The 16,458-nt window shown below is 36.0% G+C and carries 16 protein-coding genes and 1 pseudogene; 10 read left to right on the forward strand and 7 right to left on the reverse strand.

All coding sequences use genetic code 11. The features are described from left to right. Positions 1–8: 8 nt before the first annotated feature. The 3 genes and pseudogenes from AC3WTL_RS04625 to AC3WTL_RS04635 all read left to right on the forward strand — a co-directional run bounded on the left by AC3WTL_RS04625 (position 9) and on the right by AC3WTL_RS04635 (position 2,274). Positions 9–605: a flavin reductase family protein gene (locus AC3WTL_RS04625; RefSeq protein WP_492369111.1), complete on the forward strand. Its 597-nt coding sequence runs from the start codon at positions 9–11 to the stop codon at positions 603–605. 52 nt (positions 606–657) lie between these two features. Then, positions 658–786 (forward strand): annotated as a pseudogene (locus AC3WTL_RS04630) (AbgT family transporter); the annotation flags it as partial. 117 nt (positions 787–903) lie between these two features. After that, entirely contained in the window at positions 904–2,274 is a 1,371-nt protein-coding gene (locus tag AC3WTL_RS04635; protein WP_492369112.1) for an aldehyde dehydrogenase, read from the forward strand. 26 nt (positions 2,275–2,300) lie between these two features. Here AC3WTL_RS04635 and AC3WTL_RS04640 read toward each other — a convergent pair whose 3' ends face one another. The 4 genes from AC3WTL_RS04640 to AC3WTL_RS04655 form a co-directional block, all read right to left on the reverse strand. Then, a complete protein-coding gene (locus AC3WTL_RS04640) occupies positions 2,301–2,444 on the reverse strand; it encodes a hypothetical protein (RefSeq protein WP_341077045.1) in 144 nt (47 codons plus the stop codon). Between the two features lie 109 nt (positions 2,445–2,553). Beyond that, on the reverse strand, positions 2,554–2,721 hold the full coding sequence (locus AC3WTL_RS04645; RefSeq protein WP_492369113.1) for a type II toxin-antitoxin system SpoIISB family antitoxin: 168 nt from the start codon (positions 2,719–2,721) through the stop codon (positions 2,554–2,556). Next, on the reverse strand, positions 2,699–3,466 hold the full coding sequence (locus AC3WTL_RS04650; RefSeq protein ID WP_492369114.1) for a type II toxin-antitoxin system SpoIISA family toxin: 768 nt from the start codon (positions 3,464–3,466) through the stop codon (positions 2,699–2,701). Before AC3WTL_RS04650 ends, AC3WTL_RS04645 begins: the two co-directional genes overlap by 23 nt. Before the next feature lie 344 nt (positions 3,467–3,810). Beyond that, entirely contained in the window at positions 3,811–4,509 is a 699-nt protein-coding gene (locus AC3WTL_RS04655) for a galactosyltransferase-related protein (RefSeq protein WP_492369115.1), read from the reverse strand. Positions 4,510–4,744: 235 nt separating this feature from the next. On the opposite strand from AC3WTL_RS04655, the gene AC3WTL_RS04660 reads away from it, so the two are divergent. The 6 genes from AC3WTL_RS04660 (at position 4,745) to AC3WTL_RS04685 (ending at position 10,675) form a co-directional block, all read left to right on the forward strand. Next, complete coding sequence (locus AC3WTL_RS04660) at positions 4,745–6,043, forward strand: nucleotide sugar dehydrogenase (protein WP_492369116.1); 1,299 nt, start codon at positions 4,745–4,747, stop codon at positions 6,041–6,043. Next, positions 6,040–6,999 carry an SDR family NAD(P)-dependent oxidoreductase gene (locus AC3WTL_RS04665; protein ID WP_492369117.1) on the forward strand — a complete coding sequence of 320 codons (960 nt, stop codon included), beginning with the start codon at positions 6,040–6,042 and terminating at the stop codon, positions 6,997–6,999. Before AC3WTL_RS04660 ends, AC3WTL_RS04665 begins: the two co-directional genes overlap by 4 nt. A 14-nt stretch (positions 7,000–7,013) precedes the next feature. Beyond that, entirely contained in the window at positions 7,014–7,838 is an 825-nt protein-coding gene (locus AC3WTL_RS04670; RefSeq protein WP_248347451.1) for a glycosyltransferase family 2 protein, read from the forward strand. After that, on the forward strand, positions 7,820–8,635 hold the full coding sequence (locus AC3WTL_RS04675; RefSeq protein WP_492369118.1) for a glycosyltransferase family 2 protein: 816 nt from the start codon (positions 7,820–7,822) through the stop codon (positions 8,633–8,635). Before AC3WTL_RS04670 ends, AC3WTL_RS04675 begins: the two co-directional genes overlap by 19 nt. A 55-nt stretch (positions 8,636–8,690) precedes the next feature. Then, entirely contained in the window at positions 8,691–9,470 is a 780-nt protein-coding gene (locus AC3WTL_RS04680; RefSeq protein WP_492369119.1) for a glycosyltransferase family 2 protein, read from the forward strand. A gap of 290 nt (positions 9,471–9,760) precedes the next feature. Then, the gene (locus AC3WTL_RS04685; protein WP_248347449.1) at positions 9,761–10,675 is read left to right on the forward strand and encodes an NAD-dependent epimerase/dehydratase family protein; all 915 of its coding nucleotides are present in this window, start codon (positions 9,761–9,763) and stop codon (positions 10,673–10,675) included. A 58-nt stretch (positions 10,676–10,733) separates the two neighbouring features. Here the strand turns inward: AC3WTL_RS04685 and AC3WTL_RS04690 are convergent, their stop codons facing one another. Both AC3WTL_RS04690 and AC3WTL_RS04695 read right to left on the reverse strand, forming a co-directional pair. Next, positions 10,734–11,729 (reverse strand): glycosyltransferase family 4 protein, encoded by a 996-nt coding sequence (locus AC3WTL_RS04690; RefSeq protein WP_248347448.1) that lies wholly within the window; start codon positions 11,727–11,729, stop codon positions 10,734–10,736. Positions 11,730–11,884: 155 nt separating this feature from the next. Beyond that, positions 11,885–12,763 carry a glycosyltransferase family 2 protein gene (locus AC3WTL_RS04695; RefSeq protein ID WP_492369120.1) on the reverse strand — a complete coding sequence of 293 codons (879 nt, stop codon included), beginning with the start codon at positions 12,761–12,763 and terminating at the stop codon, positions 11,885–11,887. A gap of 245 nt (positions 12,764–13,008) precedes the next feature. On the opposite strand from AC3WTL_RS04695, the gene AC3WTL_RS04700 reads away from it, so the two are divergent. Beyond that, positions 13,009–13,794, forward strand: a complete 786-nt coding sequence (locus tag AC3WTL_RS04700) for a CsxC family protein (protein ID WP_248347446.1) — start codon at positions 13,009–13,011, stop codon at positions 13,792–13,794. Between the two features lie 44 nt (positions 13,795–13,838). On the opposite strand, the gene AC3WTL_RS04705 is transcribed toward AC3WTL_RS04700, so the two are convergent. Then, positions 13,839–16,427, reverse strand: a complete 2,589-nt coding sequence (locus tag AC3WTL_RS04705) for a hypothetical protein (protein ID WP_492369121.1) — start codon at positions 16,425–16,427, stop codon at positions 13,839–13,841. Positions 16,428–16,458 lie beyond the last annotated feature (31 nt).

Raw genomic sequence — 16,458 nt, forward strand, 5'->3', positions numbered from 1 at the left:
GATTCCAAGTGGAATTTACACCATCAAAACTTGGAGAAAAAGATGTTTATAAATTATTAACCGGATCGGTTGTGCCAAGACCAATTGCCTGGGTATCCACTGTGTCGGCGGAAGGAGACCTGAATCTGGCACCTTTTAGTTTTTTTACCGTAGCCTCCAGGAACCCTCCAATGCTATGTATTTCAATTGGTCCTGGCGTAGGGGACCGCGAAGGGACAGAGAAGGATACACTGGTCAACATCCGGGCGACAAAGGAATTTGTCATTAATGTGGTTCCCGCACCATTAGGAAATTCTATGCAAAAAAGTGCAGAGAATCTCCCTAGAGGTGCAAATGAATTTGCTATAGCAGAACTTACGCCGGCAGAAAGTCATATCGTAGTTCCTAAAAGAGTTAAGGAAGCACCTATCCATATGGAGTGTGAACTGGAACAAATTATACAGCTTGGAAGTGACAACCTGGTTATTGGCCGAATGGTTCATTATCATATAGAAGACGAATACTACCTTGGGAACTATAAGGTGGATTTAGAGAAGCTGCAGCCGCTTGGCCGTTTGGCAGGCAACTACAGTGAAAGCAGGGATTTCTTCAAACTGCCAAGATAATCATCAAGTGCCGAAACCAGTGTTCGGCACTTTTTTTATTGAACCGCTCCGGGGATTGGGAACTTTGATTTCAGCTCTTTTCCCTTACACCGTATTTTTCGGCATATTCTGGATCCTGCTGATTATTGTCTGGTATCTGCTGGGTATACCTGTGGGGCCAGAGGGACCAATTCATTTGTAAAGCTGCCACCCGGGGAAACCCGGGTGTTTTTTACGTTGAATAACATACCTATTAGTGTATTTACACCCGCCAAAATGATACTATATCCATAAACAGAACCCCATTTGGAGGTATTCCATGGAAAATTACGGCGATCTCATACAAAAACAAAGAAGTTTCTTCACCTCAGGTAAAACAAAGGATGTCTCATTCAGACTGGAATCCCTAGCGAAGCTGCGTACAGTCATAAAGCAGCATGAGCAGGAGTTAATGGATGCGTTAAAGGCTGATCTCAATAAAAGTGAATTCGATGCCTATTTAACCGAAATCGGAATTCTGCTTGAAGAGATCCGCTTTACGATGAAGCACCTCAAAAAATGGGCGAAGCCAAGAAAGGTGAAGTCGTCGCTTGCACAGATCGGTTCAAAAAGCTATATCTATCCGGAGGCATACGGAGTTGCGCTTATCATAGCGCCCTGGAATTATCCTTTCCAGCTTGCGATCGCACCGCTGATTGGAGCGATCGCTGCAGGAAACTGCGCAATCCTGAAGCCATCGGAATTAACACCGCAAACTTCGGCATTGCTGTCAAAGTTGATCAGCAGCCATTTTCCTGAAGAATATATATCAGTTGTTGAAGGCGATGCAGAAACAAGTACAGCTCTTTTAAATGAAAAGCTGGACTATATTTTCTTCACAGGCAGTGTCCCTGTTGGAAAAATCATTATGGAAGCGGCTTCGAAAAATCTTACACCTGTTACGCTGGAACTGGGCGGGAAGAGTCCATGCATAGTGCATGAAGATGCTAATCTGAAGCTTGCTGCGAAGAGAATAGCCTGGGGAAAGTACATTAATGCCGGCCAGACATGTGTAGCTCCTGATTATCTTTATGTTCACAGCAGTGTAAAAGAAGAATTTCTTAAAGAACTAAAGCAGGCCATACAGGAGCTTTATGGAGAAAATCCGATTGCATCCGGCCGATTTACGCGAATCGTCAGTGAAAAACACTTCAGCCGGCTCGCTAAATTTTTAACCAATGGCACTGCTATTCACGGAGGCAGGCATGATTTAAGCGCTCTAAGCATCGAACCGACTGTTCTCGGCAATATTACATGGAATGATGAAGTTATGCAGGATGAAATATTTGGGCCGATTCTCCCCGTGCTTGAATATGCCGACTTGTCCAAAATGATTGGAGAAGTTACAGCACGACCGAAACCTTTGGCCCTATATATCTTTACAGAAAGTGAGAGTGTCCAAAGCCAGATTCTAAGCAGTATTTCCTTTGGAGGGGGATGCATTAATGATACTGTTTATCATTTGAGCTCACCATATCTTCCTTTCGGAGGGGTAGGGGAGAGCGGGATTGGCGCTTATCACGGAAAGGGCAGCTTTGATGTGTTTTCCCATGAAAAAAGCATACTGAAGCAAACCACCAGATTTGATCTGCCATTCCGGTATCCGACTACAAGGGATGCTTTAAAGAAGGTAAAGATGTTTATTAAATAAGCCGTCTCTCTAATGGACGGTTCTTTTTATGCATTATTCTTCGGAAGCTTTTTGCCTTTGCTTGAATCCTGGATGGCTGCTTCCGTCTTCTTGGAAAGATTTTTCGTGTAAGGGGAAAGGGAAAAGGATGGGAAGTCAATATTTTTCACTTTCTTCGTCAGCTTTTTCATTTAGATCAGCCCTTTATATAGGAGTTGTTCCTTTATTATATGTCCCGATAAAATGAACATGAATAAAGGCGTGGAAGAAAAACCTTCCACGCCATATAGTATGCTCCGTTTACTTTTTTGTATAAACGTTTATCAATCTTTTATTCTCTTTAATAATTCGTTCAGTGTGCGGGCTTACTTCAAAATCGGGAAGGTTGATTCGAGACTTTTTTTTCATTACTTTCATGGTGCTTTTTGTTTTTAATTTAGGTTTTTCACGGTCCGTGGGTTCCTTCATGGTCTTTGTCCTCCTGTTCAGCTGGGAGCATTAGATCGTATATTGAAATGAGTGAAGTGAATAGCAGATAGTCGAACTCTGTGACAAATTCTTCGGAGGAAAGTTTAATAACATAAGAGTCTTCAAGGATAGAAAAGGGAATGAGCGCCAGCTTTTCATCGGCATCATAATAAACTTCTTTCCGGTCCAGCCGACTGTAAATAAGCGCTTTATCAGGATAATGCTCAAGCAGATGATCTTTATCTTCCTGAGTTGTATATTTGCAAAGAGCAGCCTTCATATCCACCTTATCGGCATAATCAGCTAAAAGCTTTTCAATGCCGGCAATATAGGCTTCCCTGTCTCCATAATACACATCAATCGGTTCATTTTTCAATAAATATTGAAACGACTTCAGCTTATTCATCTGGGAGTTCAGCAGATCACTGTTTTCTTCAAGCAAATCCCTCGTATCCGTCGCCAGCTCATTATTCCCGACCCGTTTTAAATAGGAGCCCAGGAATACAAACGCATCGATTAATGCAAAAATGATCGCTACGATTAAATAATTCAACCAATCCGTAAAAATGGAGGCCGGCTCCTTCGTCCAGTATATCACTGCACCAAGTACATAAAGGATATACCAGGTTTTCCGGATCGCAAACATCCGTTCCTTAACTTCCTTTTCCCATCTCCAGACAGAAAAAACATAAAACCCGAGACAAGCTACAATCATCCATACCGCAATCTTAAAGAAAAGGAGCAAAAGAATCGCCTCGTCCACTTAAAATTTTAAATACGGTTCAGAAAATTTGCAATATTTTCCTTATATATACATTATAACAGAAATTATGCCAGGAAATTGTCATTAAATTTGGGCAGGAGGAAAAATGTGCGGAAATACCTATTTATCATACTTGCAGACTTGATTGTCCTTTCCATCATCAATCACAGAAGCATCGACCAAGCTGTGGAAATGGTGAGTAGGGGAAGGGGGAGACGTTTGTTGAGAAGGATTTGTTTGAGTCTGGGGTGTAAAATGTGACAATCTAATTAATCGCTAAAATACGAAGAGGAGATTTTCAAATCTCCTCAGTCAACTTTTTTAAATTACTCAAATTTCGGATGAATTCTTTCCTTAATAATTTCCATCATTTCCATTTTACTTCTATGTGCACGGCAATATCTGCTTGCTAATAGAAAATTACTCCTGTACTCATCACTTCCTTTTACATATGAACTTGGATGCCAAATATGATAAATATTGTTATTGATTCTTTTAAATCGCCCACAGATTGTGTTCATTGCTGCTGCAAAGGCATCGTCTTCACCACCCCAGCCTTTGAAACGCTCATCAAATCCTCCAACTGTAATAAAATCTTTTTTTCTGACAATATTGATACCGCCAACCGGAATGGCATCGCCTGCTTTTCTAATATTCATTTCGAGGTTGTGAGGTAAGGGCCACTGAGGCTTAGAGTTTAGTAAGGTTTTACTGCTTTCCTCAGTTAGGTCCAGTACTTTTTTAAAAGGAATTACCCAGGTGTATCTATCTAATAAATGTAGAGAAGTATAAATAGCTTCAGGACTGCAAATTATATCGGCATCTAAAATGATTAGAATTTCACCTGATGCGTTTTTTACTGCACGGTTTATGGAACTGGATTTATTAAAAGGGGCAGGAGAACTTCCTACTATAAATTCTGCATCTGGCAAAATCGTTTTATAGTAATCGATTATCCAGCGAAATGCTTTTTCTCTTGGCCCATTATCACTGCGAAATGGAATTATTAGGGATATTTGACTCATTCTGCTTCACATCCACTCTTTTCTATAAAATTTGTTTTCCTAGTTACTTCATAATATGTATTAACTTATGATAGGTTTTTATTTACTATTTAATTGGTCGTTTTATTCAAAGCTTTAGGCAATTCTTAGACCCAAAATTCCTTTTTCCTTTTTTATTGGATGTTTGTCCATTCCAATATGGTGCATTATTCATACGATAAAATATCTGAAGTCACCATAAGAAAGGAATGGTATCATGGAGCCACTAAATAAAGTACCTGATAAGATAGCAGTAATTGGCTTAGGGTTTGTTGGCCTTCCTCTTTCAATGAAATTAGTTGAAAAAGGATTTAAAGTAGTAGGCATTGATACAGATAATAAAAAAATTCAACAACTAAAAAAGGGACTCAGTCATATACCTGATATCCCACATGAACAAGTAGAGGAAGCAATCATAAATAAAAAATTTTTGCCAACTAGTGACTATGCAAGCATCAAAGAAGCAGAAGCGGTATTTATATGTGTTCCCACTCCACTGTCTAAGCATAAAACACCAGATCTAACCTACGTAATGGAAGCTGCAGCACAAATCTCCGATTATCTTCAAAAGAACCAGCTTATAGTCCTTGAAAGTTCAACCTATCCTGGTACTACCCGGGAGGTCGTACTGCCAATTCTAGAGAAAAGCGGGCTGAAAATAGAAGATGACTTTTTCCTTGGTTATTCACCTGAAAGAATTGATCCTGGAACAAAAATTGGTGTGGATGAAATTCCTAAGATAGTAAGCGGAATTTCAACTAGCTGTTTAAAGAGGATTGAAGCTCTTTATAAAAAAATTTATAAACAAGTTGTCACCGTCTCAACCCCAGAAACTGCAGAAATAACTAAGCTGCTGGAAAACACCTATCGTTTTGTTAATATATCTTTTATTAATGAATTTGCCTTTATTTGTGATAGTTTGGGCATTGATGTATGGGAAGTAATAGACGCGGCCAGTACAAAGCCATATGGTTATACTCCATTTTACCCTGGACCTGGCATTGGCGGACATTGCATTCCAATCGATCCGCTATATCTTCAATGGAAAATTTCGAATTATGAAATGTCCAGTATGTTCATTGATGCAGCAGACAATGTCAATAAGGAGACAACTCACTATTTAATAAAGAAACTGAAAGAAATCTTACCAGAGGGAAAACCGCTCAATCAGGCAAATATCCTTTTATATGGTATCACATACAAAAAGGATATTAATGATATTAGAGATTCAAAAGCTGTTGAATTATTAAGGTATTTAGCAGAAATGGGAACAGACGTGAGTTATCACGATCCATGTGTTCCATCTTTCACGCTGGACAAAAAACAGCTGGAAAGTACTCCATTAACACCTGAAACCTTAAAGGACTATGATTGTGTTTTAATCTTAACCGATCATTCAACTATTCCCCTTCAAATGATACTTGAAAATGCACCACTTGTTTTTGATACCCGAAATGCTGTGAACAGTCATAAAGGGAAAGCGAAGGTTGTAAAATTTGGAGGTGGAAGTCAGTGAAAATATTAGTGACAGGCGGAGCCGGATTCATTGGTTCGCACCTATGTGAAAGGCTTGTTGAAATGGGACATGACGTCACTGTTCTGGATGATCTCTCGAATGGAAATGGCTTATACCTTAAAGGTATTCCTCAAAATAAAGTCCGATTTATTAAGGGGACAGTTACAGATCGTTCATTAATTGATCAGTTAGTAAATGAGCATGAAGCCATTTTTCATATGGCAGCAGTGTTAGGTGTGAAAAATACAGTCGAGGATCCGTTAAAAGTCATTCATGGTAACATTGACGGAACTCGAAATGTTTTAGAAGCAGCATTTAAGTCGAAAGTTAAAGTCATATTTGCATCCACTTCCGAAGTTTACGGAAAAAATACACAACTTCCTTTTTCGGAAACATCTGACCGTGTTTTAGGTCCGGCTGAAACAAACCGCTGGTGTTATGCTACAGCAAAGTCCTTGGATGAGCACATGTGTTTTGCCTATGCCCAAAAAGGACTGCCTGTAACGATTGTTCGATATTTTAACGCATATGGACCGAGACAAACATCTTCACAGTACGGAGGAGTAGTACCCAAATTTATTGTTGCTTCCCTAAAAGGTGAACCGATGACCGTTTATGGAGATGGAGAACAAACAAGATGCTTTACCTATATTTCGGATATGGTTGATGCCACAATTGCATGTATGAACCATGAGGTCAATAATGAAGTATTTAATGTGGGAACAACTGACCAAATAACTATAAATGAACTCGCAAAAAAAATAAAAGAATTAACCAAATCTAAATCCAGGATCATTCATATTCCATATGAAGATGCATACGGAAAAGGGTATGAAGATACTCCAAATCGAGTACCTGACTTGTCCAAGTCTAATGAGCTGCTTGGTTATAAACAAAGTATTTCATTGGATGAAGGATTATTAAGGACTATTGGATGGTATGAAAATACTTTATAAAAGGGGGGAGTGTATTGTCAGAAGTTACTGTAGTAATTCCTTTATACAATAAGGAATTGTTTATTGAAAAAGCCATTAATAGTGTTTTAAACCAGACTTATGCTGATTGGAAATTATTAATTATTAACGATTGTTCTACGGACTCCTCGGTACAAAAGGTAAAACCATATCTTTCTGATCCAAGAATTAGTCTATTATCTTTGCCCCATAATATAGGTTTAAACCAAGTGCTGAATTATGCTTTGACTCTTGTAACTACACCTTATTTCGTTCAGTTAGATGCAGATGATTGGCTTGATAGTAAAACCATAGAAATCATGTTAACGACAGCAAAAAGAAATCCAAATGTTGCTTTTTTTTATGGTAATCACATTGAGTACCAAATAAAAAATGGGCAAATAAAAGAAAAGATCATTAGAAAAGAAAAACAGTATACGAATAAGTATGCTTTCTTATCAGAATTATGTTATGCGCAGGTTCCTCGTTTCTATAAAACTTCCGCTGTAAAAGATACAGGAGGTTGGTTAATCAGTCATATCGGAGATGCATTAGCAGAAGACAACCAAATGGCATTAAGATTAATAGGTAAATATAAATATTTATGGATAGATGAAATTCTATATCATCGGACCTTCTATGAAGAAAATAAAAAAAGCTTTGATAGATCTATTCCCATAAGAAGAAATTATGTGTACCTTTTATTCAATCAAGTATTAAAGGAATGGGGAAATGAATTCATTGCGGTTTGGGGAAAGTATGGCAAATTTCTGGAGTTAGAGCAGCTCAAAAAGAATCCAAGCATAAAGGAGGCTGATGAAGATTGGAATACACCATTGTAATACCAGTTTATAATAAACAGGGTTATCTAGAAAGGTGCATTAATAGTGCACTTAACCAATCAATAACTCCTACTTCAATCTTAATTATTGATGATGCTTCCACAGACAATTCAATAAATGAAATAAGGCCATTTCTTAAAAACCGAAGAATAAAATTAATCGAAATGGAAAATAACGTAGGAACTGCCAAAATTCTTAACAATGCATTAGAGTTTATTAATACCCCATACTTTTTACAATTGGATGGAGACGATTGGCTTGAACCAAACGCTGCAGAAGAACTGGTTACTGCAATTCATCTTAATCCCAAAGTAGGATTTGCCTATGGAGATCATTATTTTTATTGGTATAACCAAAAAAGTGAGTTTATGTCTGTTGAATCAATTCAATCTCCTGAGTTCCAAAATAAGTATGATATGATGTTAAAATTAGGTTATATGGTAAACCCTCGCTGTTTTAGAACAGAATCTATTAAGGCTATAGGTGGCTGGATCACAAACTACCCTTTTGATTTATGGAAGGGAAGGTACTTTGAAGATGTTCAAATTATTTTAAGATTGGCTAATAAATATTCCTGGGTACATGTCAATAAATTTCTTCATAATATTACCATGAACCTGCAAACATCCCATCATGATGGAAAAATATCGCTAAATATGTTTAACCATTTGAGAATTTCCATGTACACCTACCTCCTTAAAGAATGGGGAAATGAATATCGCCCAATATGGAAAAAGGCCCCCACTGGCAGATATATTTTAAAAGATTTAGTTCCAAGAAAATATCTAAGGGGTTAAATTTATATGTGTAACTTAATCATCTTTATATCATTGATTTTAGGGGGAGAAATTAATGTCGAGTGATATAACGATAGTATTACCGTTTTACAATAATGAAAAATATATCGAGCGAGCAGTTACTAGTGTTTTTAAACAGATATATACTAATTGGAGATTAATATTAATAGATGATGCCACAACAGATAATAGTGTTAATAAAATAATTAAGTATACGGAAGACCCAAGGGTAACTTTAATCAGAAACAAAAAAAATATCGGCATATCAAATTGTTTAAATCTTGCATTAAAACAAACTACAACCCCATTATTACTTCAGTTAGATAGTGATGATTTCTTATATCCTCATACACTAGAAGTTATTGTAAACGAATCAAAACAGCATCCTTCAAATGTAGGTGTTTTTACTGGAAATACTATGATAAATTTTGAAGATTATAATGGTACAAGGATATTAACCAGAGTTCATAAAGGCAAGGGGTTTAATGATCGTCTAGAATTAATCCTGTCAAACCATATATTCATGCCAAGGTGTTATCGCACATATGCATTACAAAATGTGGGAGGATGGCCTACTGATGACCCCTATGAAGGGAGATATCAGGAAGATAAGAGAATCATTTATAAATTAATAGATAGCTACAGCATTCATTGCATTGACCAAATGTTATATAATCACACCAGGCATGAGTTTAATGTAACAAATAGCCCCAAAGTTTATAATGAAGTATTTGAGTGGATAATTCGAAATGCTGTCAAGGGTTGGTATCCAGGTAGAGAATTTCTATTCTATAAAAATTCAAAGGGCTATAAAAAGATAAAGGGAATTGTTTAATTATCCCTTTAAACTTGAGAAAAACTAAAACAATATATTTTAAATTTATAAAACGTTAGAGTTTTTTTCTAACGTTTATTTTTTTGCCCAATTTCAATATTTGAGGACAATAATCTAAACGATTTGCTTTTTGTTTCATACCATAATAAAGACGACTATTTACTTTATAAACAGAGAATTAAATACTAACTAAAAAAAATTTTAAAAGTCCATTTCAAATAATTTTTTCCACAAGGAAATCTTCTCAAAAAAGGTCTTAATTTAATAATTACAATAAGGGATGTGATTGAATGAAAGTATTAGTTACAGGTGGTGCAGGTTTCATAGGTTCTACCATTGCTGATCTTCTTTTAGAAAAAGGATATGAGGTTGTAATAATTGATAATTTAAGTAGTGGATCAAAAAAGCTAATACCATCAAAGGCAGTTTTTTATCAGGAAGATATTACATCTAAAAGACTAGATGATATATTTCAAAAGGAAAAACCAGAGTATGTTATTCATCAAGCAGCACAAGTAGATGTTAATAGATCTATAAATGAGCCGAGTTATGATGCTGAAATAAATATAATCGGAACAACTAATCTTCTGGAAAATTGTATTAAACATAATATTAAAAAATTTATCTACTCATCATCTTGCGCAGTTTATGGAGAAACAAAACTCCAAAGTGTTAAAGAAGATTATCCTGTAAATCCAAAATCATTTTACGGTTTGTCAAAATATACTGCGGAGGTTTACATTAAAATTTTTGCTGAGCAGTTTGGTTTGGCATACACTATATTACGATATGCTAATGTTTACGGACCAAGGCAAAACGCAGGTGGAGAAGGCGGGGTAGTATCGATATTCTCAAACAAGTTAATAAGCAACCAAGAAATAACTATATTTGGCGATGGAAAACAAGGTAGAGACTTTGTATATGTAAAAGATGTAGCATATGCAAATTTTCTATCATTGAACAAAGGCAATAATGAAGTATTTAATATTGGAACCAATCAAACTTGCACAATAAATAATTTATATAATATGTTAAATGATATTATACCTAATACAAATCCTCCAAAATATGCTGCAGCCCGTCCAGGAGATATTAAACATAGCACATTAGATAATACAAAAGCATTGAAATTATTAGGATGGAGTCCTAGATTTTCATTAAATGAAGGGGTACTGCTAACCACTAAATATTACAAAAAGTTTTAAAGGACCCTTAGATAAAAGAAGAATCATTTCCTTTTTAATAAAGGAAATGATTCTTCTTTTAAATATCTCTGCATAAATACATAAATTCAAACCATTTTTGAGAAATAACTTCAGGATGATGCAGTCTGCTTTGATTTATAGCATCAGCCATTTTTGTATTATACCAACTTTTATCTGTTAAAAGATGATCTAGTGCAGCTGCATACTTTTCTAAAGACTCAATACTCCAATTTTGTGTGGATTGATCAACTTTCATATCGCTAAGTAAAATCTGAGTTGGAGCGATTTCTGGTATTGCACCAACAGATGCAGATATTACAGGAATACCAGAAGCCATTGCCTCAATAACCTGATTTGGACATGATTCCCACTTGCTTCCTGTTATTAAAACATGCCAACTTCTCATTATATTTGCCAGTTCGTGATGCGGAACCTGGTAACGAATTTTTATATTTGGTAAATTTTCTCTTAACCAATCTTTTTGATATTTAGGCTTAACACCGTGAATCATTTCAAAATTTATATGCGGAAACTTTTTGGCTAAATAAGGAATCACTTCAACACCTTTTATCCAGCGAGCACCTTCGTAAGGACCATTATCATATCCTAACCATCCTACAGTTATTTTTCTATTTTTTTCACCAGGATAGAACAAATCAGGATCGAACATATTGTGTATTGGTATAATGTATTGACCATTTAAATTCCATTTTTCTAAAATTAACTCCTTAATAGCATTAGAATATACCACAATAGGGACACCTGACACAGGTTTTTCGGAAAAATCGATATTGGGTCCAGCACTCCACTTCTTATGCCTTTCATCTGATAGCGTATTAAAAACATAATGGTTCCAATACCCTGGAGAATATTGATTTACCACCTTAACATTTTCAGTGTAAATCGGGCTTTCGCCATTTTCAGAAGCAAAAGCAATTTCAATATCATCTGGACTTAATTTAGTAAACCATTTGGCTCTTAAATTATTTTCCACAATAGGGCCATAATAATATCCTGTATTAAACCGGTCGGTAATTATCTTAAATTTAAACACCTGTTTCCTCTCCTAAATAGTATTTTTAAAAAATAAGACAACCTATTGTATTGTATGACTCAATTACATAAACGGACCGGTAGACACCTAGTTTAAGAAAAAAGTATTATATGATATTTTGAATAAGCTTGTAATGTAAAAAATACCTTTGGTCATTAAAAATGAATATTAAACTTTTCAAAAAACCAATCATCCTCATATTTGCGCTTAGAAAAAAAATGATTTCGAATATCCAGAACACCATTTTTAATCATCACAGATTCAATATTCCTCGCTTTTTTTTGTCTAATCATATTCTTGCATTTTTGAATCCGTTTAGGGTTGAAGTGCAGGTATGCCATTCTCAGCAAATTATATTTAAAATCTTCAGAAGTAACTAAATAGGGGTGAGAGATCCTGAATAGGTGAAGAATTTTAACTTTCGGCTGGACATGGCATCTGTAGCCAAATAACCATAATCTTATGGAGAATTCAATATCTTCATTACCAGATTTGGTGAAACCTCCTTCAAATCCTCCAATCTCATGAAAAGTTGATTTTTTTACCGCGAAGCAGCCTCCTGGAACAATTGCCGTTTCAAACAGATTATTTTGTTTTGGGTTCCATTTCGCTTTTAAGGTAGTAGTTAAGGTTTGCCCATACCCAATGACAGTAGGGTTCTCTGCAGATGCAATACCAGGTGTAGTAACATCTGTTTCATTATTTATCAATGGTTCTAGTAAATAATCGATCCACCAGTCTTCAAAAGATAAATGAGCATCACAAAAAATCAAATATTTTCCGCTGGAATTTTTTGCACCAAGGTTTCTCGCACTGGCAGCGCCAATTCCCGTTGTGTTAATTAGCAGAATTTTTTCCTTTTCTCTATATCCTTTTAAAAAATCGCAACAATGATCAGTAGAGCCGTCATTTACAATGATAACTTCGAAATTATATTCCGTCTTGCTTTCAAATAAAGAATCCAGCGTGGAATGAACATTATTCCCTTCATTTTTAGCTGGGAAAATAATGGATACAAGTGGAATTTTTCTCATCTAAAAAGCTCCTTTATTGTTTAGGTATCTCTTATTTAATATATTGTCATTTTTTATGTCGGTGAAAAAGGTAAGAAACTTTTCAAAAAAATAAAGTAAATAAGAAAATACGCATTTGACTACGACACTCGTCCATTCCTGTTTGTCCCCGGATACATATATATAAGTAAAGCCAAAAGAAAACAGGGCTCTATACAAGAGAGTTCATTTTCTAGGGCTAAAAAATTCAAGGAGTGGATCTTTTTATGAAGAAGAACACAGGCTGCGGCTGCGGCGGTCATGACAAATGTCCTTCAGCACCATCTTGTGACGTAGCAAAGTCTCACAGCATGTCATGCGAAGTTGAGCAATTTTCTCCGTCAGGCAATGTTGAAGAAACTGTAGTTTTAGGGGATGTATTAATCCAGACTCTTGCAGAAGCTGATATTAAACTTCCTTCTTATGCTTCTGACATTAAACACATCAAGAAGAATGTACATCTAACTCAGTGTAAAGCAATCCCGGTAGTTGGAAATCCTTTCTTCGTGAAATTGTTTGTAGAAGGATATGTTCACAAAAATATTCAGTATGCTGAAGACTGCCATGGATGCATCAAGGATTACAGTGTGAACGTACCATTCAAGTGCTATCATCAAGTAGAACTTGCTAGCCCTGTTGTATTTCCTTTCGGAACAGAATTCAGCGTTAAGAACAATATTCTTGAAAGAAGAGAAATTGCAAAAGACGGCATGAGTGCTGACAGATGCAACTTTGGTTCATTCACATTTGAAATTAATAATGAGCCAATTAAATGCAAATTGCTTGCATCAGCTGTAAACCAATGGGATATGACTCATAACTATGATAACTGGGGCCGTTTCAACAAGATTACTGAAAAGATGGAAGTAATTCTTGTTGTAAAATTAACTCAGAAGCAGCAAGATGAATTCCCATTCCCAACACTACCTCCAAATGGAGACGATGATTTAGGGGCAGCAAGCAGAGGACCTCAAAGTGTATACGGTGCTTTCAGACGTCTTATCGGCGGCTAATAATGAAATGAAGGGTGTCGAGTTATGTGACACCCTTCATTTATTTAATCATTAAGATCTACATACTGCTCCTGCAGCAAATCAATCTCCAATATCGCCCTTCCTTGAACCTCAAGACCAGGTTTTTCTGTACCTGTTATGTCATTATGCCAGACAAAGTGAATGGAGCGGATATGTGACTTGATTTTTTCTGTAAATGATTGACTGGATTCAAAATGTGAACTTAATACGTCACATCCATCACTTTTAAACATAAACTCTTTTTGAGTTTTTGCTTGTGGCATATCAGGTGGAAATAACCAGCAAACTTCAGAAGTTTTATTAAATGAAATGGGAATCTTAGCTGAATGAAGTGACGTTTTTTCTCCAGAGTTTACATATTCAATATCAGCTATTAGTGTTCCTTTAATAAAAATTATCTTAGAAGGCAGCACAGTATGTGTTTCCAGTGATTGAACGGACCATTCCACCTTGGAAATGTTTTTAATTGGTTCATCCAATGGAAAAATATCAAATATATCAAGATCGATATCCAGTTTTCCTACAAGAACAGGTATTTTTACTGTCGGCATCGGAATTTTGGATTCACAATATTTATTTTCAAATGACTCATCTTGGGAGATCTCTTCTTCAGCCAACAATTTTTGCTCAAACACATCTTGCAGGTTTGCTGATTCTTCTTCATGACTTGAGGAGGATTCTTCAAAGCTAGAACTCTCTTCAAGTATTAATAAGGAATTTTCGTTCTCATCACAGTGGTGTTCAAAATCATAAGAAGAATCCTCTGTTTCCAAAAAGCCCTTCTCGGTTATTGAAGACTCTTCTGAGCTGCATAAATTATCCATTTCAAGTGCTTCTTCTATGGTGATCTTGCTTAAACTTTCACAAATATTTGGTTCACTGGTGCAGAGATTAACAGGATCTGAAGAAGATTCAATTTCAGCAAGGCAGCAATTTTCTGCAAGAGTGGAACTTCGTTCATCAATCAGATGCTCTCGCTCATTTGAATCATTTAGCATGATGGAGAAACTCTTCAATAATTCCGAAACCTTATTTAGGCCGCTATCGCGCCAGTCAATGTCTTTTTCGACTTTATCTAAGGACTCAAACGCTGCATCAATAAGATTTGAAAAGAGATCCTGGTTAGTAGGGGGATCTTCATGAGAGCTTTCGAGTTGAATACCTTCGGGCTGACTGACCTCTAAAATAGCATACGCTTTTTCAAGCATTTTGGAAAAGTCACCTTTAAAATAGCTTATGTCTCCATCTATATTTTCGTTTTCTTGCATGTATTTATGTTTTTCCGGGCTCACTAAATCAATTGAAAGATGTTCTATAAAAGATGAAGTTTCCTCGTGATCATCATCAAAAAATTGATCAGTTTGTTCAAAAAATTCCTTGTAACCTGAAGAGGAGGAAGATTCCTCTATATTATCAATATCCTTCATCAAAGTATCATTTATTTCCTGGATTGAAGACTCTTCCTGTTCCGAATAAAATTCTGACAACACTTCAAAGGTTTCATCTTGATTTAATTTTGAATCTACATATGAATCTTCCTCTGATGAGGACTCTGTAAGCATGTGATAAAAGGTTTCTTCAAGGTACAAGGAATCATCATCAATAATAGAAAAATCATTTTGGAAAGACTCAGATTCATTATTTAATGCAGTCGAATGAGAGGATCGATTGGACTTTCGAGAGTCTTCTTTATTTTGATCTATAAATTTAGTCTGAGCGTCACCTTGCAACTGCTGTATGAAATCTTCCTCAAGGGTTATAGCATCCCCACTTGATTCAATGTCCATTATTTGTAAAGGTTCTGCAGCGCCGTTAGCAGAATACTGTTCCATCTCAAGGGGTATGTCTTTTGAGTTGTTCATATCTTTGCTTCCGTCCGTTTGAAGGGTCTTAACATCTGTCATTGTTTCACGACTGTTAACAGTTTCTTCATATATATTAGAATCTGTCTCTTCCAGCAATAAGGAATACTCATCTTGAAGGGAAGGAGTGTTCCTTAGGGGAGCGGAATCTTTATCGTCATGGGCGATTTGTTTATTCAGCTTTTTAACAGCAAAATCATATTCTTGTTCTTTCCCAAGAGAGGACACTAGACTACCCAAATAATTGAATTGTTCAAGGGTTTTCGCTGATTGATTGGCTAAAAAAAATTGTGTTCGAATACTTGGATTTTTACTGGGCAGTGATGGAGACCACTTGAGCATTGGAGAGAATGGCGTCAATAGATAGGAAGCCTTTAAATTTTCAATTCTTTGTTTTTCTGATAAAATCTTACTTTCTTTTAGCTTACTTTCTTCAGATTCATTACTTGTAATTTTTTCATTTGCAATCTTTTGAGTTTTTGAAGTTCTGAAAATCTGCCGAGCTTCTGTTACAGGCGGCGGCAAAATGAATGGTTTGGATTTGCTTTTCTTAGAACGGGTATTTGGAACAGAAAACTGTTCCCTGGTATTCCCGTCCTTATTGTTCAATGAATCCGAAGTTATTTTTATATCCTGCTTCACCTGTGAAAAATCAATTGGCACTGGATTATTATTCTGCTCAGTAATTGATAGATTGTCAATATCATTTCTTCCATGAAATTGATATATACGATTATACGCATCATTCATATTACTCATATCTCTCGGAAGGTGCTGGTTT

Source organism: Cytobacillus sp. EB106-05-05-XG126, assembly GCF_058791715.1.